The sequence below is a fragment of the Microbacterium sp. MM2322 genome, assembly GCF_964186585.1.
Classification (GTDB): domain Bacteria; phylum Actinomycetota; class Actinomycetes; order Actinomycetales; family Microbacteriaceae; genus Microbacterium.
In genome coordinates this window covers 2,204,267-2,222,124 of the sequence record NZ_OZ075067.1, presented here as the reverse complement: position 1 = coordinate 2,222,124, position 17,858 = coordinate 2,204,267, and the positions used below count along the sequence as shown (strand labels likewise).

Sequence of the window (17,858 nt, the reverse complement as noted above, 5' to 3'; positions counted from 1 at the left end):
GTGTCGCTGATCTGCGACATCCTCGCGACAGCACCGCGACATCGGCCCTCTAGCGTGAATGCCATGGAACAGATCACTCGCACCAGCATCCGGTCGGCGCTCCTCGGAGCCGCCCTCGTCGCTCCGCTTCTTCTCGCGGGGTGCACGGTGGCCGTCACCGATCCCGCCGCCCGCGCATCGTCTCCCGTGCCGTCGTCTCCCGTGCCGTCGGCGTCGAGCGCGGCGCCCGGTGCATCGACCGGCCCGGACGTATCGCCCGCCCCGGTGACCGAGTCGAGCGCGGTGGTCGACCCCGAGGTGCGGGCGAAGCTCGACCGCGCGCGCCTGCGAGAACTGGTGACCCAGAACCTCACCTGCACCGATGGGTCCGCCACCGTGGGGCGCGACCTCGACGGAATGATCGTCGAGTTCACGGGCGACTGCACGGAGGTGACGATCCTCGCGAGTGCGGGCGTCGTTCTGCTCCCTGACGTCGGCCTGCTCACGATCAACGGCGATGCGGAGAACGTCGTCGTGGCGTCGGCGGAGAAGATCGTGTTCGACAAGAACGCCGACATCAACCTCGTGGGCTGGGAGAGTGGCACGCCGACGATCGACTATGCCGGTACCGCGAACGTGACGACGCCTCTCTCCTGATCGCTACGATCCGGATATGTCCTCCGATGCGGCACCCCGACTGCTCCTCGTCGACGACGAGCAGTCGATCACCGAGAGCCTCGCTCCGTTCCTGAGCCGCAGCGGCTTCGTCGTCGACGTCGCCGCCGATGGAGCGGAGGCGTTGCGGGTCATCGAGTCCCGGCATCCCGACATCGTCGTGAGCGACGTCGTCATGCCGGTGGTCGACGGGCGCGAGTTGCTCCGGCGCCTGCGCCGCGCCGGTGATGCGACACCCGTCATCCTGCTCACTCATGTCGGTGAGTCGGGGGAGCGGTCGGCGGCACTCGACGAGGGTGCCGACGACTACTTGAACAAGCCGTTCGATCCGCAGGAACTCGTCTCTCGGACGAGAGCAGTCCTGCGGCGCGTGGCGGCAGGCGCCGGCGGACTCGTGTCGTCGGAGATCGTCGAAGCGGACGGGTTGCGGCTCGACCGACCCGCTCGCCGCGTCTGGCGGGAGGGCGCGGAGATCTCGCTCACGCCGAAGGCGTTCCAGCTGCTCGAGTTCCTCATGACGCGGCCCGGCGAGGCGCACGCACGGGAGCGCCTTCTCAGCGTCGTGTGGGGATTCGACTTCGCCGCCCACACGCGCGCGGTCGACAATCGTGTCGCGGAACTGCGCTCCGCGCTGGGGGATGACGCATCCTCACCCACCTACATCGAGACCGTCCCCGGGGTCGGTTACCGCTTCACCCGATCGGTGCGTCGAGCGTGAGTCGGCGTCGAGTCGTCGCGGCCGCGCTGCCGACGGCGGTGCTGCTGATCATGGCGATCGTCGCGTTCGCGCTGGATCGTCGGACGGTCGTGGTGTCGACACCGCTCGGGACCGTCATCCTCGTCGGCGCCGTGCTCACCGCCACCACCACGGCAGTGATCCTCGCGTGGCGGGCCCACCTTCAACGGTCCGCAACGCGCGCGCGTGAGCAGGCGACGCGCGCGGCCGCCGCCGAGCACCGTCGGTTCCTCGACCGGCTCGACCACGAGCTGAAGAACCCCATCACGGCGATCCGCGCCGCCGTCGCCGTCAGCGACGCGGCGACGCCCCAGCTGGCGGCCATCGACGCGCAGACGACCCGCATGGCGCGCCTCGTCGGCGATCTTCGCAAGCTCGGCGAACTGCAGACCGCGCCCATGGAGCGCGTCGCCGTAGATCCGAGCGACGTCATCGCCGACGTGGCCGCGACGATCGGCGAGGCGCAGGGGCGCGACATACGCGTCACCGTCCCTTCCGCGCCCTGGCCGCTGCCCGCGGTGACGGGGGATCCGGATCTCCTCTTCACCGCGGTCCACAACGTCGTCTCCAACGCGGTGAAGTACTCCGAGCCGGGCGACGCCATCGAGGTCCGCGGCATCGAGCGCGCAGGACGCGTCGTGATCGAGGTGGCCGACACGGGTCGCGGCATCCCGGCGGCCGACGTGGCTTCCGTGCTCGACGAACTCGCCCGCGGTGCCAATGCGCGCGACCGGCCCGGCAGCGGCCTGGGGCTCGCCCTCGTCCGCACGATCGTCGAACGTCACGGGGGCACGGTGTCGGTCGATTCGCACGAGGGGCGGGGGACGAGAGTCAGCATCGACCTCCCGGTCGGCAGCGCGTGAGGCGACCTGCGGGAGAAAGCTGGGAATAGCCCCAGCCCCGGCCTCGTTGGACCTCATGTCGACAGCGTGCAGGCCAGGGGAGAGGAGCGCGATGATCGCAACTTTGGATGCCCCCGAGCTCGCCGAATGGGCAGACGTAGACTTGCGGGCGATGAGCGATCAAGCGGTCGAAGACCCGCGTACCCAGTTCGAGGAGCAGGCGCTCCCCTTCATGGACCAGCTTTACGCGGCGGCGATGCGGATGACCCGCAACCCCGCCGATGCGTCGGACCTGGTGCAGGAGACATTCGTCAAGGCGTTCGCCGCCTGGGCGTCCTTCACGCAGGGCACCAATCTCAAGGCGTGGCTCTACCGCATCCTGACGAACACCTACATCAACACGTACCGCAAGAAGCAGCGTGAGCCGTACCAGGGAACCATCGACGACCTCGAGGACTGGCAGCTCGGCGGCGCGGAATCGACCACCGCGTCATCGGCGCGGTCGGCCGAGGCGGAAGCGATCGACCACATGCCGGCATCCGTCGTCAAGGATGCGCTGCAGTCCCTTCCCGAAGACTTCCGACTGGCCGTGTACCTCGCGGACGTCGAAGGGTTCGCGTATCAGGAGATCGCGGACATTATGAAAACCCCCATCGGCACGGTCATGAGCCGTCTGCATCGAGGCAGACGACAGCTCCGCGACCTGCTGTCCGACTATGCGAAAGAGCGCGGCATCGATGTGCCCGCCACAAGGAGTGCGAAATGACCGACTGCGGTTGTGACAAGGCCCAAAAGGACCTCGAAGAGTACCTGCGCAACGAGGTCTGCAACACCCGTCATGCGGACATCACCGAGCATTTGGAGAACTGCTCCGAGTGCCGGGACGAAGCCCTCGTCGCCACGACGCTCACAGCAGTGGTCGCCCGTGCCTGCAAGGAAGCGGCTCCCGAGGATCTGCGCGACCAGGTGCTCGCGCGCCTCCGGGCGGAGCAGGCCACCCACCACTGACCGCTGCTGGCGAGCGTTCCACGCAGAAGAGGCCCCGCCGGAGCGGGGCCTCTTCTGCGTGTGGGGGTCGATCAGACGCTGAGCGCCTGCTCCATGATCTCGGCGTGCTGGCGGGCGTGGACCTTCGGCGAGCCGGTGGCGGTGGATGCGGCCGACGCCCGGGAGATCCGCTCGATCGCCCGACCCTTGAGGTCTTTCGCGACCTCGAGGGAGATGAACGGCCAGGCGCCCTGGTTCGCAGGCTCTTCCTGAACCCAATACAGCTCCGCGTTCGGGTAGCTGTCGAGGATCGCGTTCAGCTGGTCGATCGGGGCCGGGTAGTACTGCTCCAGGCGGACCAGGGCGACCTTCTCGTTCGGGTTCTTCTCGAGCTCCGCGACGAGATCCCAGTGGATCTTGCCGGCGTGAAGCAGTACGCGCGTGACCGCGCCGCGGTCGAGCGAACGGTCGTCGTCGATCACGGGCTCGAAGCGGCTCTCGAGGAAGTCCTCGACGGGGCTGGTCGCGTTCCGCAGTCGCAGCATCGCCTTCGGGGTGAAGACGATGAGCGGACGGCGCGGGCGCGCATACGCCTGGCGACGCAGGAGGTGGAAGTACGACGCGGGCGTCGAGGGACGCGCGACCGTCATGTTGTCCTGTGCGCACATCTGCAGGTAGCGCTCGATGCGGGCAGACGAGTGGTCAGGTCCCTGCCCCTCGTAGCCGTGGGGGAGCAGGAGCACGACGCCGGACTGCTGGCCCCACTTCTGCTCGGCGGAGGAGATGAACTCGTCGATGACGGACTGCGCGCCGTTGGCGAAATCGCCGAACTGCGCCTCCCAGAGCGTCAGCGTGTCGGCGCGCTCGACGGAGTAGCCGTACTCGAAGGCCATCGCGGCGTACTCGCTCAGGAGCGAGTCGTACACGTAGAACCGGCCCTGATTGTCACTCAGATTCGCCAGCGGCAGCCACTCCTGGCCGTTCGCTCGGTCGTGCATGACGGAGTGGCGCGTCACGAACGTGCCGCGGCGGACGTCCTGTCCCGCCAGCCGGACGTTCGATCCCTCGGCGAGGAGTGAGCCGAAGGCCAGCAGCTCGCCGAAGCCCCAGTCGATCTTGCCGTTGCGGCTCATGTCGTAGCGCTTGTCGAGCAGCTGCTGCAGCTTCGTGTGCACCGTGAAGCCCTCGGGCTTGTTCACGAAGGCGTCGCCGATGCGCTCGATGACGTCACGGTCGACGCCCGTGGAGTCGGGCTCGCCGACCGCGGGTTCCGCGGGGCCGTCCGAGGAGACGACGGGAGACGTGCCGGTCTGGGCGGCGTGGATCTCGGCGAAGGCGATCTCGAGGCGGTTCTGGAAGTCCTGCTTCGCCTTGTCGTACTCCTCCTCGGTGATGTCGCCGCGACCGACGAGCGCCTCGGTGTAGAGCTTGCGGACCGAACGCTTCGCCTCGATGAGGTTCGTCATGAGCGGCTGCGTCATCGAGGGGTCGTCGCCCTCGTTGTGGCCACGACGGCGGTAGCAGACGAGATCGATGACGACGTCGCGGTTGAACTTCTGGCGGTACCGGAAGGCGAGTTCCGCGACGTGGACGACGGCTTCGGGGTCGTCGCCGTTCACGTGGAAGATCGGCGCCTGGATCGTCTTGGCGACGTCGGTCGCGTAGATCGACGTGCGGGCATCAAGAGGGAGGGTCGTGAAGCCCACCTGGTTGTTGACGACCACGTGCACGGTGCCGCCGGTGCGGTAGCCGCGCAGGCGGGACATCTGCAGGGTCTCCATCACGACGCCCTGGCCCGCGAAGGCCGCGTCGCCGTGGACGAGGATCGGCAGCCAGGAGAACGACCCGATGGGGAGGCGATCCTGCTTGGCGCGGACGATCCCCTCGAGGACGCCGTCGACGGTCTCGAGGTGCGACGGGTTCGCCGCCAGGTAGACGGGGAGCTCTTCGCCGCCGTCGGCGACGAAGGTGCCCTGCGTGCCGAGGTGGTACTTGACGTCGCCCGAGCCGCTCTTGGAGCCGACCGCCACCGACCCTTCGAACTCGCGGAAGAGCTGGCTGTAGGTCTTGCCGGCGACGTTGGTGAGGACGTTGAGGCGCCCGCGGTGCGCCATGGCGATCGCGGCCCCGTCGAGGCCCTCCGTCGCGGCGCCCTGCAGGATCTGGTCGAGGAGCGGGACGAGGGACTCGCCGCCCTCGAGGCTGAAGCGCTTCTGCCCGACGAACTTCGTCTGCAGGAAGGTCTCGAACGCCTCGGCCTCGTTCAGCTTGCCGAGGACGCGGAGCTGCTCGTCATGACCCGGCTTCTGGTACTTGATTTCGAGGTTGTCCTGGAACCACTTGCGCTGCGACGGGTCCTGGATGTGCATGTACTCGACGCCGACGGTGCGGCAGTACGAGTCGCGGAGGATGCCCAGGATGTCGCGGAGCTTCATCGTGCGCTTGCCGCCGAAGCCGTTCGTGACGAACTCGCGGTCGAGGTCCCAGAAGGTGAGGCCGTGGTTCTCGATCTCGAGGTCGGGGTGCGTGCGCTGCACGTACTCGAGGGGATCGATGTCGGCCATCATGTGACCGCGGACGCGGTACGAGTTGATGAGCTCCTGCACGCGCGCCGTCTTGTCGACGCGTTCGGCGATGTCGACCTTGATGTCGCTCGACCAGCGGATGGGCGAGTACGGGATGCGGAGGGCCGCGAAGATGTCGTCGTAGAAGCCGTCCTGGCCGATCAGCAACTGGTGCACGATCTTCAGGAACTCGCCCGAGCCGGCACCCTGGATGACGCGGTGGTCATACGTGCTGGTCAGCGTGATCGTCTTGCCGATGCCCAGCTCGCCCAGCGTCTTCTCGCTCGCGCCTTGGAACTCGGCGGGGTAGTCGAGGGCGCCGGCGCCGATGATGCAGCCCTGGCCCTTCATGAGACGCGGGACGGAGTGCACCGTGCCGATGCCGCCGGGATTCGTGAGGGAGACGGTCGTGCCCTGGAAGTCCGCGGCGGTCAGCTTGTTCTTGCGCGCACGCTGAACAAGGTCCTCGTAGGCCAGCAGGTACTCACCGAACGTGAGCGTCTCGGCCTGCTTGATGCTCGGGACCATGAGCGCCCGAGTGCCGTCGGGCTTGGGCAGGTCGATCGCGATCCCGAGGTTGATGTGCGCCGGGGAGACCACGGACGCCTTGCCGTCGACCTCGGTGTAGTAGACGTTCTGCGTCGGGAAGGCCTTGAGGGCCTGGATCAGCGCCCAGCCGATGATGTGGGTGAAGCTCACCTTGCCGCCGCGCGTGCGGGACATGTGGTTGTTGATGACGATGCGGTTGTCGATCATCAGCTTCGCGGGGATGGTGCGGACGCTCGTCGCGGTCGGGACCGTGAGCGACTCGTCCATGTTCGCGGCGAGGGTCTTGGGAAGCCCGCGGAGCGGGGTCACGGTGTCCTCGAGAGTCGCCTTCTCACCGGCGGGTGCGGCCTTCGGAGCCTCGGCCGGGATCGGCTGCGGAGCAGCGGGGCGAGCAGTCGTCCGTGCGACGGGCTGCGCTCCGGTGGGCGCGGCGGGGCGCGCATCGGCAGCGGGCGCCGGGGTCGTGGCTGCAGGGGCGGATGCCGCCGGTGCTGCCGCCTCGGCGGGAGTGCCGCCCGAGGGGGCGTCGGGGGTGTAGGCCTCGAGGATCGGCCACCACTCCTTGTCCACCGAGTTCTTGTCGCGGCTGTACTGCTCGTACAGCTCTGCGACGAGCCATTCGTTGGCTCCGAATTCCCCGTCGCTCGTAGTTCCCACGCCGGTCGCCTGACTGGACACGGTTCCGCCTGCTTTCGTCGTCGACGTTCAGAATGTGCGGGGCTCGCGCGGCTCCGCGCACAGAGGTCAAGGGTATCCCAGGTTGTTACCTGTCCGACCCGCGTCCGCGGCCCGGACACGGGGCGTTCGCCGTCGCTTAGCGTGGGGGTATGCACTTCTCCGGTGAGCGGCCCGCAGGCGATCTGACGTACTCCGATGTGTTCCTCGTCCCTCGGCGTTCGGACGTCGCGAGTCGGCTGGACGTGGATCTCTCTCCCGGGGACGGCACGACCGCGACGATTCCGATCGTCGCGTCGAACATGAACTCGGTCACGGGCCCCCGCCTGGCGGCGACGCTCGCCCGTCGCGGCGGACTCGCCGTCCTGCCGCAGGACATGGCGCTGCAGGACGTGGATGCCGGCATCCGATGGGTCAAGGACCAGCCGGTGCGGTGGGACACGCCGCACGTCCTCTCGCCCGACACCCTCGTCTCCGACGCGGCGGCGATGCTGCCGCCGTCCGCGGGTCATGGCATCGTCGTCGCACCCGGGTCGGGTCGGATCCATGTGGACGACATCCTCGGCGTCGTTCCCGGCGAACGACTCGGGACGGCGCTTCCCGATGCCCGTCTCGGCGACCTCGTCCGGGGCCGCGCGGCATCCATCGATGCGGACGACGTCGATTCGGCTCGCGCCGCGTTCGACCTGCTGATCGCAGCGGATGCCGACATCGTCACCGTTCTTCAGCACGGCTACCTCGTCGGCACGCTCTCCCAGCGGACCGCCCTGCGCTCGTCGCTGTATCGTCCCGCCGTCGACGCCGACGGTCGACTCATCGTCGCGGCAGCGGTCGGCATCAACGGCGACGTCGCGGCGAAGGCGCGCGCGCTCGCCGCCGCCGGTGTCGACGCGCTCGTCGTGGACACCGCCCACGGACACCAGGAGAGCATGATCCGCGCCCTCCGCGCTGTTGCGGCCGAGAAGCTGGGGCTCCCCATCGTCGCCGGCAACGTGGTCACCGCTGAGGGCGTCGACGACCTCGTCGCCGCCGGTGCGACGATCCTGAAGGTCGGCGTCGGACCGGGGGCCATGTGCACGACGCGCATGATGACGGCCGTCGGTCGGCCGCAGTTCTCCGCCGTCCTCGAGACCGCCGAAGCCGCCGCTGCCGCCGGAGCGCACGTCTGGGCGGACGGTGGCGTGCGCTACCCCCGCGACGTCGCGCTCGCCCTGGCGGCGGGCGCGGCATCCGTCATGATCGGGTCGTGGTTCGCCGGCACGATCGAAGCGCCCGGCGACCTCCGCGTCGATGCGGAGGGTCGCGTCTTCAAGGAATCGTGGGGCATGGCGTCGACGAAGGCCGTGCAGGGACGGTTCGGCCGCCTCGACCCGTTCGAGCGGGCGCGGAAGGAGCTGTTCGCCGAGGGCATCTCGTCGTCGCGGATCTACCTCGACCCGCTGCGGCCGAGCGTGGAGGATCTCCTCGACATGATCACCTCCGGCGTCCGCTCCTCCTTCACCTACGCGGGGGCGGCGACCGTGCCCGACTTCCACGAGCGCGCCACTGTCGGCTTCCAGTCGGCGGCGGGCTACGAAGAGGGGAAGGCGTTGCCGGTCAGCTGGTGATCCGCCGGCCGCGGTGCCGTAGAATCGAGCGCACAATGGACGACCCTCCCAGTAGACCTTCGCCCCACCGACCCTTTTCCCCGCTGATCGGGGGTGACGTGTGATGGACTACGTCATGTTGGGCGTGGGGCTGCTCCTGACCGTGGGGACCGGTCTGTTCGTCGCCAGCGAGTTCGCCCTCGTCAACCTCGATCGTGCGGACCTCGAAGCGCGCCGCACTGCGGGTGAGACCCGGCTGTCGCTGACGATCAACGCGCTCCGGATCACGTCGACGCATCTGTCGAGCGCGCAGCTCGGCATCACGCTGACGACCCTCCTCACCGGTTACACGATGGAACCGGCACTGTCGAACCTGCTGAATCCCGTGTTCGAGGCATGGGGTGTGCCGGAAGCGGCATCCCGCCCCATCTCGACCGTCGTCGCGATGGCCACCGCCACGATCTTCTCGATGATCATCGGTGAGCTCGTCCCGAAGAACTTCGCTCTCGCGATCCCGCGTCAGACCGCCAAGCTCGTCATGGGATTCCAGACGGTGTTCACCACCGTCTTCCGGCCGGCGATCCAGCTCCTCAACGGCAGCGCCAACGGGGTCCTCCGATCGATGGGCGTCGAGCCCAAAGAGGAGCTGTCCGGTGCGCGCACGGCGGAGGAGCTGTCGAGCCTCGTGCGTCGCTCGGCCAGCGCCGGCGTCCTCGAGAAGGACACCGCGTCGCTGCTCGATCGGACGCTCACCTTCTCGCGCCTCACGACGGCCGACGTCATGACGCCGCGTCCGAGCATCCACGCGGTCGCCGCCGACGACAGCGTCGAAGATGTCGTGCAGCTCGCCCGTCGCACCGGCCACAGCCGGTTCCCCGTGTTCGGCGAGTCGATGGACGACATCACCGGCATCGTCCATCTCAAGCAGGCCGTCTCCGTGCCGCGCGAGCGGCGGGGCGACGTGCCCGCTGCGGCGATCGCCGAAGAGCCGCTGCGGGTACCGGAAGCCGTCCACCTCGACGGCCTCATGTCGGAGCTCCGCTCCCGCGGCTATCAGATGGCGATCGTCGTCGACGAGTACGGCGGGACGGCCGGTGTCGTGACGCTCGAGGACCTCGTCGAGGAGATCGTCGGCGAAGTGCTCGACGAGCACGACCGCAACCGTGCCGGAGTCGTGCGTGCGAAGGGCTCGATCATCTTCCCGGGCGATCTGCGTCCCGACGAGGTGCTCGATCGCACCGGCATCCGCGTCCCCGAAGGCGACGTCTACGACACCGTGGGCGGCTTCATCATGGCCACGCTCGAGCGCATCCCCGCGGTCGGCGACGAGATCACCATCGAGGACGGCACCATCACCGTGCAGCGGATGGACGGTCGCCGCGTCGACCGCGTCAAGTTCGTGCCCGCCCCCGTGCCTGTCGGCGCGGAGACCAGAGGGGGTGAGCGCCGATGAGCGACTGGGCCGGAATCGCGTGGCTCGTCGTCCTGCTCGTGGCGAACGCCTTCTTCGTCGGCGCCGAGTTCGCCGTCATCTCGGCGCGACGCTCGCAGATCGAACCCCTCGCCGAGAAGGGGTCGCGCTCCGCGAAGACCGCGCTGTGGGCGATGGAACACGCCACCCTCATGCTGGCGACCTGTCAGCTCGGCATCACGATCTGCTCGCTCCTGATCCTGAACGTGTCCGAACCCGCCATCCACCATCTGCTGGCGGTGCCGTTGGAAGCCGTCGGCATCCCGTACGCGGTCGTCGACGTCGTGGCCTTCGTCGTCGCGCTGCTGCTCGTGTCGTACCTGCACGTCGTCTTCGGCGAGATGGTGCCGAAGAACCTCGCGTTCTCGCTGCCGGACCGCGCGGTGCTGCTGCTCGCGCCGCCGCTCGTCTTCGTCTCGCGCGTCTTCCACCCGGTGATCGTGGTCCTCAACTGGATCGCGAACCACGTCGTGCGGCTCTTCCGCGTCGAGCCGAAGGACGAGGCCGCCTCGACCTTCACCCTCGACGAGGTCGCCACGATCGTGAACCAGTCGCGCATCGAGGGCGTGCTCGACGACGCGTCGGGAGCGGTCGCCGCGGCGGTCGAGTTCACCGACAAGAAGGCGAAGGATGTCGCGGTGCCGCTGTCGGAGCTCGTCACCCTCCCCGAGAACACGACGCCCGACGAGATCGAACGGGCCGTCGCCCGCCACGGCTTCTCGCGCTACGTGATCGTGGACGACGAGGGCATGCCGCTCGGCTACGTCCACCTGAAGGACGTGCTCCGCGCGACGGAGGGACCGGATGCCGAGGTGTCGGTCGAGCGTCCGATCAAGCCGAAGCGCATCCATCACATGATCCCCCTCAGCGAGACCACGGACCTCGAGGATGCGCTGGCGCTCATGCGCCGCTCGAGCCGGCACCTGGCTCAGGTGCGCGACTCGGCGGGCGAGACGACCGCGGTGCTGTTCCTCGAGGACATCATCGAGGAGCTCGTCGGCGAGGTGCACGACGCGACGCGACGCCTCTGACGAGGCTCAGCGCCGACGGGCGCGGAGGTACTGCGGCGGCCACAGCGTCGCGGCCTCCGCGTCGCCGAGCTCGTCGGCGGCACGCAGGGCGAAGTGCGGGTCGCGGAGCCACCCGCGCCCGACCATGACGGCATCGGCGAGTCCTTCGCCGAGGACGGCCTCGGCCTGCGGGCCGTCGAGGATCTCGCCGACGGCCGTGACCAGCAGGCCCGTGCGTTCGCGGACGGTCGCCGCGAACGGCACCTGGTAGCCCGGGCCGGTCGTGATCTGCTGGTGGGCGACCAGCCCACCGGTCGAGACGTCGATGACGCTCGCGCCGCGCTCGCCGACCCAGCCGGCGACGGTGGCGGTCTCCTCGACTCCCCAGCCGCCCTCAGCCCAGTCGGTCGCCGAGAATCGGACGGCGATCGTGCGGGTGGGCGCGGCATCCCGGACCGCGTCGACGACGCGCAGCAGGACGCGCGCGCGGTTCTCGAGCGAACCGCCGTACTGGTCGGTGCGGGTGTTCGACAGCGGCGAGAGGAACTGGTGGAGGAGGTAGCCGTGGGCGGCGTGGACCTCGAGCAGGTCGAAGCCGGCTTCGTCGGCGCGGTGCGCCGCATCGCCGAACGCCGTCACGAGCGCATCGATCGCGGCGGCGTCGAGCGCGACCGGTTCCGCGAAGCCCTCGTAGGCGATCGCCGAGGGCGCGACCGTCGTCCAGCCGCCGTCGGCGGGGCCGACGCTGCCGCGGGCGCCGTCGAAGGGACGGTGGGTCGAGGCCTTCCGCCCCGCGTGGGCGAGCTGCACGCCGGCGAGGGCGCCGCGCGCGTGGATCGCGGCGACGATGGGAGCCCAGGCATCCCGCTGCTCGTCGTTCCAGAGCCCGGTGTCGTGCGCGGTGATGCGTCCCTCGGGGGTCACGGCCGAGGCTTCGGCGATGACGATGCCGGCACCGCCCGTGGCGAACTGTGCGAGGTGCACGTGGTGCCAGTCGTTCGGCACGCCGTCGACCGCGGTGTACTGGCACATCGGCGACACCCAGAGCCGGTTGCGGGCGGTCGCGCCGGTGAGTTCGAGAGGCGTGAACAGGAGGGTCATGAGCGGACTCCGTCGCATAGGGTGGGCGCCATGGCGGCGCGCGAGTGGAACAGTGCGGACACGGCCGCAGTCATCACCGAGCCAACGGCTGACGACGACAAGTATTCCCGTGGCGTCGTCGGGATGCGGACCGGTTCGACCGCGTTCCCCGGCGCGGCGGTCCTCGGGGTCGAGGCCGCCTGGCGCACGGGCGTCGGCATGGTCCGCTACCTGGGACCGGCGCGGGCGGCGGACTTCGTCCTCGCCCGGCGTCCCGAGACGGTGACGGCGGACGGTCGCGTGCAGGCGTGGGTGATCGGGTCGGGGACGGATGCCGCGCACCGCTCGGCCCTCGAACTCGCGGCGCTTCGCGGCATCCTGTCCGGCGCCGTGCCGGTCGTGGTCGACGCGGGCGCTCTCGACCTCGCGTCTCGCGCGTCGGCACCGGTCGTGGCGACTCCGCACGGTCGCGAACACGCCCGCCTGCGGGGGATGCTGGGGCTCGACCCGGACGTCGACGACCCTTCGGGCACCGCGGCCGCTCTGGAGGGTGTCGTGGTCCGGAAGGGGGCGACCACCGTCGTCGCCGCTCCCGGAGAGGACGCCATCGAGATCACGGCGCCGACCTCGTGGCTCGCGACCGCGGGGACCGGCGATGTGCTCGCCGGCACCGTCGGGGCGGTCGTCGCCGGCATCGTGGGACGGGGGACGTCGCCGCATGACCTCGGCGCACTGCAGCGTGCCGCGGCATCCGCCGTGTGGTTGCACGGACACGCGGCCGCCCTCGCCGTCGCCGCACACGACGGGGGGCCGATCGCGGCGCTCGACGTCGCCAAGCACCTGCCGTACGCCGTCGCGGCGGTGCTCGCGGGGTGACGGCCGGCGACGTCGACCGCGCGGCGGCGCGCCTAGGCTGGTGCGCGTGACGAACCGCGTGCTGCTGTGGGCCGCGTTCGCGGTCGTTCACCTCTTCGTCGGTGCGATGGGCTTCCTCCTGCCGAACGAGCCGATGGGCGACGTCTACCGGGTGTACGAGCCGTGGTCGCGCGCCGTGTTCTCGGGTGGCGGGATCGTCGGCATCACGCAGGACTGGGTGTATCCGCACCTCGCCCTCCTGCCGATGCTCCTGGCCCACCTGCCCGGCTCTGTCGTGGGTGACTACACGACCGGCTGGGCGATCCTCGTGACCGTTCTCGACGCGGTCGCCTTCGCGGTGCTCGTGGGCCGGGGACGCTCGCGCGGCCGCATCGCGGCGTCGGTCTTCTGGCTCGCCGCGATCGTCTGCCTCGGCCCCGTCGGGATGTACCGCATCGACGGGGTGTCGGTGCCGTTGGCGATCCTCGGATGCCTGTGGCTGCTGCGTCGGCCGTGGCTCGCATCCGTGCTGCTCGCCGCGGCGACGTGGATCAAGATCTGGCCGGCGGCGCTCGTGGCGGCCGCCGTCGTGGCGGTGCGTCGCCGGAGCGTCGTCATCGCGGCCGCTGCGCTCACGAGCGCGCTCATCCTGGGAGTCGTCGTGGCAGCGGGCGGAGCCGACCACGCGCTGGGATTCGTCACCGGCCAGACCGGTCGCGGGCTCCAGGTGGAGGCCCCCGTCAGCGCTGTCTACCTGTGGGGTGCGCTCTTCGGCGTCGACGGGGCGTCGGTGTACTACGACCAGGGGATCCTGACCTTCCAGGTCGCGGGCGCGCACACCGACATCGTGAGCGCCGTGATGACCCCGCTGCTCGTCGTGGCGGTCGCGGCCGTCGTCACGATCGGCGGGATGAAGGCCCACCGCGGTGTGCCGTTCGTCCGGCTCTTCCCGACCCTCGGCCTCGCCCTCACCACCGTCCTGATCGTCGTCAACAAGGTCGGCTCGCCGCAGTTCCAGGCGTGGCTGTTCGCCATCGTGGTGCTCGGCCTCGTCATCGACCGTCGCCGGTGGGTGGGTCCCGGCATCCTCGTCCTCGCGTCCGCCGGGCTCACTCAGCTGATCTACCCGCTGCTCTACGACGGCATCGTCTCGCCCGCGGTCCTTCCCGTCGCCGTCCTCACCCTCCGAAACGTCGCGCTCGTCGTGCTCCTCGGCTGGATGCTGGTCCGCCTCGTGCGTCTGCCCGCCCCCGTTCCCGCTCTCGTTCGCACCATCCCCTGATCCGGAGGTTCCCATGCTCGTCGCCTTCTCCGTCGCCCCGTCCGGCAACGGCAACTCGGACGGTTCCGTCCACGACGCGGTGGCTGCCGCCGTCGCCGTCGTCCGCTCCTCCGGCCTGCCGCACCGGACGACGAGCATGTTCACCGAGATCGAGGGGGAGTGGGACGAGGTGATGGCCGTGGTCAAGGCCGCCGTCGACGCCGTGCAGCCCTTCGGCTCGCGTGTCTCGCTCGTGATGAAGGCCGACATCCGGCCGGGGTACACCGGCGAGATCGACGGCAAGATCGACCGCCTCGAGTCCGCCCTCGAATCGATTCGTTCGCAGGAGAAGAGCGGGACTACGATTCCGGAGTGACTTCCGCTCCCGACCGTCCCCGCCGCGCTCTCCTGGCGCTCGCCATCGGCAGCTTCGGCATCGGCATGACGGAGTTCGTCGTCATGGGTCTCCTCCCCGAGATCGCGCGCGAACTCCTCCCGTCGGCGTGGGCGACCTCTCAGGAAGACGCCATCGCCCAGGCGGGCTGGCTGATCACGCTCTACGCGCTGGGTGTGGTGATCGGCGCCCCGACCATCGCGGCATCCGTTGCGAAGTACCCGCGTCACCGCGTCATGATCCTGCTCGCGGGTGCACTGACCCTCTTCAACGCGCTGACCCTCGTCCTTCCGACGTTCGAGCTCGTCGCGGCGTCGCGCCTGCTCGCCGGGCTTCCGCACGGGGCGTACTTCGGCATCGGAGCTCTCGTCGCGGCCGACGTGATGGGCCCGGGGAATCGGGCGAAGGGCGTCGCCTTCGTCCTCACCGGTCTCACGGTCGCGAACGTGGTCGGCGTGCCTCTCGGGACCTTCCTCGGCCAGAACCTCGGGTGGCGCTGGGCGTTCGTGCTCGTCGTCGTCATCTTCGCCGCCGCGACCGTCGCGATCGCGCTGACGGTGCCGCACCGCCCGGGCGAGCCGTCGCGCACCCTCCGTGCGGAGCTCGCCGTGTTCCGCATCGGCCAGGTGTGGTTCGCGCTCGGCATCGGCGCGATCGGTTTCGGCGGCTTCTTCGCCGTCTACACGTACGTGTCGCCGCTCGTCACGGAAGCTGCGGGCGCGCCTGCATGGCTGGTGCCGATCGTCCTCGTGATCCTCGGCCTGGGGATGACGGCGGGCAACCTCGTCGGCGGCCACCTCGCCGACGTCAACCTGATCCGGGCGATGTTCGGGCTGCTGATCCTGCTCGTCGTGACGCAGTTGCTGCTCGCGCTGACCTCGGGGTGGATCGTCACGGTCATCGTCTTCGTGTTCGCCGTCGCGTTCGCGTCGTCGGCCGTGAGCCCGACGATCCAGACCAGGTTGATGGATGTCGCGGGTGACAACCAGTCGATCGCCGCAGCCCTCAACCACTCCGCCCTGAACACCGGCAACGCCCTCGGCGCCGCTCTCGGCGGTGCGGTCATCGCGGCGGGGCTCGGGTTCACCGCACCCGTCTGGGTCGGTCTCGCTCTCGCGCTCGGTGGGCTCGGGATCGCCGCCCTCAGCATCGGGATCGAGCGACGCGCGCAGACACGCGTGCCGGCGCGCGTCTGACACGCCCGCGACGCCCGCGCAACCCCGTCCGTCTCGCTCCATCCGACTCGGTAGCGTCGAGTCATGTCCCGGAACTCGCGCGTGTTCGCCTGCACCCCCGACGACGTCTTCGCCGTCCTCGCCGACGGATGGCTCTTCCCGTCGTGGGTCGTCGGCGCGTCCCGGATGCGGGAGGTCGCCGACTCGTGGCCGCAGGTCGGGTCGCGCCTCCACCACTCGTTCGGGGTGTGGCCGGTCCTGATCGACGATGAGACCGAAGTCCTCGTCTTCGAGCCGCCGCGGCACATCCTGTTCCGGGCGAAGGGCTGGCCGATGGGTGAGGCGCAGGTGGACATCCAGGTGCGGCCCCACCGCGACGGCGCGGTCGTCCGCATCCAGGAGGAGGCCGTCGCCGGCCCGGGGAGTCTCGTGCCCCCCGCGCTCCTCGACGTCGCGCTCCAGCTCCGGAACGCCGAGACCCTGCACCGACTCGCCTACCTCGCCGAGGGGCGCGCCTCGCGGCCGACCGATGAGACGTCGGCCCACGACGAGGGCGTCTCCGAGTGAGCGATCTCGACGCGATCGTCGTCGGAGCGGGACCGAACGGGCTCGCCGCCGCCGTCACCTTCGCACGTGCGGGTCTCGCCGTCCGCGTGTACGAGAAGGGCGCGACGATCGGCGGCGGCGCCCGCACAGCGGAGATGACGCTGCCGGGTTACCTGCACGACGTCTGCTCGGCCGTTCACCCGCTCGCGTTCGAGAGCCGCTTCTTCCGTGAGTTCGGGCTGGGCAGACGGGTCGAGTTCGCCGTTCCCGAGGCCTCGTTCGCGCAGCCTCTCGACGGCGGCCGAGCTGCCGTCGCCTACCGCGATCTCGACCGGACGGCCGACACCCTCGGCCGCGACGGCGACGCGTACGCGCGCCTGATGCGGCCGCTCGTCGACCGCGCCTCCGGAGTCGCGGACTTCACGGGGCATCCGCTCATCCGCATGCCCGCCGATCCCGCCGCGGCAGTGTGGTTCGGCCTGCGGACCCTGGAGCAGGGGAGCGGAGCGTGGAACGCCCGGTTCCGTGAGGATGCTGCACCGGCCCTCCTCACGGGTGTCGCCGCCCACACGATCTTGTCGCTGCCGAGCCTCGCTGCCGCGGGTGCCGGGCTCGCGCTGTCGACGTACGGGCACGCACGCGGATGGCCGATCCCGATCGGCGGCAGCCAACGGATCGTCGATGCGATGGCGGACGACCTGCGCGAGCACGGCGGCGAGATCGTCACCGACCACGAGGTGACCTCGCTCGACGAGCTGCCCGCAGCGAAAGCCGTGCTGCTCGACGTCGTCCCGAGAGACTTCCTCCGCATCGCGGGCGACGCCGTGCCCGACCGCTATCGTCGGGCTCTCGAACGTTTCCGCTACGGCGGTGCGGTGGCGAAGGTGGACTTCGCGCTCTCCGGTCCCGTGCCATGGGCGAACGAGGAGGTCCGTTCGGCGGGCACGGTCCACGTCGGCGGCACGCGCGCCGAGATGGCGGCATCCGAGAATCTGATCTCGCGAGGCGGACTGCCCGACGCGCCGTACGTGCTCGTGGCGCAGCCGTCGGGGTTCGACGCGTCCCGCGCACCCGACGGCGCTCATGTCCTCTGGACGTACACGCACGTGCCGTCGGGGAGCACGGCCGACCGTGCCGAGGCGGTCATCCGGCAGATCGAGCGGTTCGCCCCCGGATTCCGGGACCTGATCGTCGCGGTCAACTCACGCAACGCGGTCGAGGTCGAAGCCGAGAACCCCAACTACCCCGGCGGCGACATCGCCGCGGGCGCCCCCGCCCTGTGGCAGCTGCTCAAGCGGCCGGTCGTCTCGCCGGAGCCGTGGCGGACACCGCTCGACGGCGTGTACCTGTGCTCGGCGTCGACGAGCCCTGGCCCCGGTGTGCACGGTCTCGCCGGCTGGCACGCGGCGAGGTCTGCGCTCCGCCACACGTTCGGCACGCGGATCTCGCCGGATCTGGCGCCGAACTGATCTC

At 70.0% G+C, this 17,858-nt stretch carries 16 protein-coding genes; 14 read left to right on the top strand and 2 right to left on the bottom strand.

Translation table 11 applies throughout. The features are described from left to right. The first annotated feature begins 63 nt into the window (after positions 1 to 63). The 5 genes from ABQ271_RS10925 to ABQ271_RS10905 all read left to right on the top strand — a co-directional run bounded on the left by ABQ271_RS10925 (position 64) and on the right by ABQ271_RS10905 (position 3,240). The gene (locus ABQ271_RS10925) at positions 64 to 636 is read left to right on the top strand and encodes a hypothetical protein (RefSeq protein WP_349308786.1); all 573 of its coding nucleotides are present in this window, start codon (positions 64 to 66) and stop codon (positions 634 to 636) included. A gap of 16 nt (positions 637 to 652) precedes the next feature. Beyond that, a complete protein-coding gene (locus tag ABQ271_RS10920; RefSeq protein ID WP_349308785.1) occupies positions 653 to 1,372 on the top strand; it encodes a response regulator transcription factor in 720 nt (239 codons plus the stop codon). Then, positions 1,369 to 2,253: a HAMP domain-containing sensor histidine kinase gene (locus ABQ271_RS10915; protein WP_349308784.1), complete on the top strand. Its 885-nt coding sequence runs from the start codon at positions 1,369 to 1,371 to the stop codon at positions 2,251 to 2,253. Before ABQ271_RS10920 ends, ABQ271_RS10915 begins: the two co-directional genes overlap by 4 nt. A gap of 91 nt (positions 2,254 to 2,344) precedes the next feature. Then, complete coding sequence (locus tag ABQ271_RS10910) at positions 2,345 to 2,998, top strand: sigma-70 family RNA polymerase sigma factor (protein WP_349308783.1); 654 nt, start codon at positions 2,345 to 2,347, stop codon at positions 2,996 to 2,998. Then, entirely contained in the window at positions 2,995 to 3,240 is a 246-nt protein-coding gene (locus ABQ271_RS10905; RefSeq protein ID WP_349308782.1) for a zf-HC2 domain-containing protein, read from the top strand. Before ABQ271_RS10910 ends, ABQ271_RS10905 begins: the two co-directional genes overlap by 4 nt. 71 nt (positions 3,241 to 3,311) lie before the next feature. Here ABQ271_RS10905 and ABQ271_RS10900 read toward each other — a convergent pair whose 3' ends face one another. Then, the gene (locus tag ABQ271_RS10900) at positions 3,312 to 7,010 is read right to left on the bottom strand and encodes a multifunctional oxoglutarate decarboxylase/oxoglutarate dehydrogenase thiamine pyrophosphate-binding subunit/dihydrolipoyllysine-residue succinyltransferase subunit (RefSeq protein WP_349308781.1); all 3,699 of its coding nucleotides are present in this window, start codon (positions 7,008 to 7,010) and stop codon (positions 3,312 to 3,314) included. A gap of 149 nt (positions 7,011 to 7,159) precedes the next feature. Here ABQ271_RS10900 and ABQ271_RS10895 point away from each other — a divergent pair, with 149 nt between their 5' ends. The 3 genes from ABQ271_RS10895 (at position 7,160) to ABQ271_RS10885 (ending at position 11,095) form a co-directional block, all read left to right on the top strand. Further along, a complete protein-coding gene (locus tag ABQ271_RS10895) occupies positions 7,160 to 8,614 on the top strand; it encodes a GuaB1 family IMP dehydrogenase-related protein (RefSeq protein ID WP_349308780.1) in 1,455 nt (484 codons plus the stop codon). 103 nt (positions 8,615 to 8,717) lie between these two features. Further along, complete coding sequence (locus ABQ271_RS10890) at positions 8,718 to 10,046, top strand: hemolysin family protein (RefSeq protein ID WP_349308779.1); 1,329 nt, start codon at positions 8,718 to 8,720, stop codon at positions 10,044 to 10,046. After that, the gene (locus ABQ271_RS10885) at positions 10,043 to 11,095 is read left to right on the top strand and encodes a hemolysin family protein (RefSeq protein ID WP_349308778.1); all 1,053 of its coding nucleotides are present in this window, start codon (positions 10,043 to 10,045) and stop codon (positions 11,093 to 11,095) included. Before ABQ271_RS10890 ends, ABQ271_RS10885 begins: the two co-directional genes overlap by 4 nt. 6 nt (positions 11,096 to 11,101) lie before the next feature. Here the strand turns inward: ABQ271_RS10885 and ABQ271_RS10880 are convergent, their stop codons facing one another. Next, complete coding sequence (locus ABQ271_RS10880) at positions 11,102 to 12,175, bottom strand: NADH:flavin oxidoreductase/NADH oxidase (protein WP_349308777.1); 1,074 nt, start codon at positions 12,173 to 12,175, stop codon at positions 11,102 to 11,104. A gap of 21 nt (positions 12,176 to 12,196) precedes the next feature. Here ABQ271_RS10880 and ABQ271_RS10875 point away from each other — a divergent pair, with 21 nt between their 5' ends. From ABQ271_RS10875 to ABQ271_RS10850, 6 genes are all read left to right on the top strand, one after another. Continuing rightward, complete coding sequence (locus ABQ271_RS10875; RefSeq protein WP_349308776.1) at positions 12,197 to 13,030, top strand: ADP/ATP-dependent (S)-NAD(P)H-hydrate dehydratase; 834 nt, start codon at positions 12,197 to 12,199, stop codon at positions 13,028 to 13,030. A 46-nt stretch (positions 13,031 to 13,076) separates the two neighbouring features. After that, positions 13,077 to 14,291 carry a glycosyltransferase 87 family protein gene (locus tag ABQ271_RS10870; RefSeq protein WP_349308775.1) on the top strand — a complete coding sequence of 405 codons (1,215 nt, stop codon included), beginning with the start codon at positions 13,077 to 13,079 and terminating at the stop codon, positions 14,289 to 14,291. 13 nt (positions 14,292 to 14,304) lie between these two features. Beyond that, positions 14,305 to 14,646: a thiamine-binding protein gene (locus ABQ271_RS10865; protein WP_349308774.1), complete on the top strand. Its 342-nt coding sequence runs from the start codon at positions 14,305 to 14,307 to the stop codon at positions 14,644 to 14,646. Then, positions 14,643 to 15,860: an MFS transporter gene (locus tag ABQ271_RS10860; protein ID WP_349308773.1), complete on the top strand. Its 1,218-nt coding sequence runs from the start codon at positions 14,643 to 14,645 to the stop codon at positions 15,858 to 15,860. Before ABQ271_RS10865 ends, ABQ271_RS10860 begins: the two co-directional genes overlap by 4 nt. A 63-nt stretch (positions 15,861 to 15,923) precedes the next feature. Then, a complete protein-coding gene (locus tag ABQ271_RS10855; protein WP_349308772.1) occupies positions 15,924 to 16,406 on the top strand; it encodes an SRPBCC family protein in 483 nt (160 codons plus the stop codon). Further along, on the top strand, positions 16,403 to 17,854 hold the full coding sequence (locus ABQ271_RS10850; protein WP_349308771.1) for an NAD(P)/FAD-dependent oxidoreductase: 1,452 nt from the start codon (positions 16,403 to 16,405) through the stop codon (positions 17,852 to 17,854). The genes ABQ271_RS10855 and ABQ271_RS10850 overlap by 4 nt, the downstream gene beginning before the upstream one ends. Positions 17,855 to 17,858: the final 4 nt, after the last annotated feature.

Excerpts from the sequence above, each read along its gene's own strand:
- ABQ271_RS10925 (WP_349308786.1), top strand. The coding sequence starts at position 64 with ATGGAACAGATCACTCGCACCAGCATCCGGTCGGCGCTCCTCGGAGCC.
- ABQ271_RS10920 (WP_349308785.1), top strand. The coding sequence starts at position 653 with ATGTCCTCCGATGCGGCACCCCGACTGCTCCTCGTCGACGACGAGCAG.
- ABQ271_RS10910 (WP_349308783.1), top strand. The coding sequence starts at position 2,345 with ATGATCGCAACTTTGGATGCCCCCGAGCTCGCCGAATGGGCAGACGTA.
- ABQ271_RS10905 (WP_349308782.1), top strand. The coding sequence starts at position 2,995 with ATGACCGACTGCGGTTGTGACAAGGCCCAAAAGGACCTCGAAGAGTAC.
- ABQ271_RS10895 (WP_349308780.1), top strand. The coding sequence starts at position 7,160 with ATGCACTTCTCCGGTGAGCGGCCCGCAGGCGATCTGACGTACTCCGAT.
- ABQ271_RS10890 (WP_349308779.1), top strand. The coding sequence starts at position 8,718 with ATGGACTACGTCATGTTGGGCGTGGGGCTGCTCCTGACCGTGGGGACC.
- ABQ271_RS10885 (WP_349308778.1), top strand. The coding sequence starts at position 10,043 with ATGAGCGACTGGGCCGGAATCGCGTGGCTCGTCGTCCTGCTCGTGGCG.
- ABQ271_RS10880 (WP_349308777.1), bottom strand. The coding sequence starts at position 12,175 with ATGACCCTCCTGTTCACGCCTCTCGAACTCACCGGCGCGACCGCCCGC.
- ABQ271_RS10865 (WP_349308774.1), top strand. The coding sequence starts at position 14,305 with ATGCTCGTCGCCTTCTCCGTCGCCCCGTCCGGCAACGGCAACTCGGAC.
- ABQ271_RS10855 (WP_349308772.1), top strand. The coding sequence starts at position 15,924 with ATGTCCCGGAACTCGCGCGTGTTCGCCTGCACCCCCGACGACGTCTTC.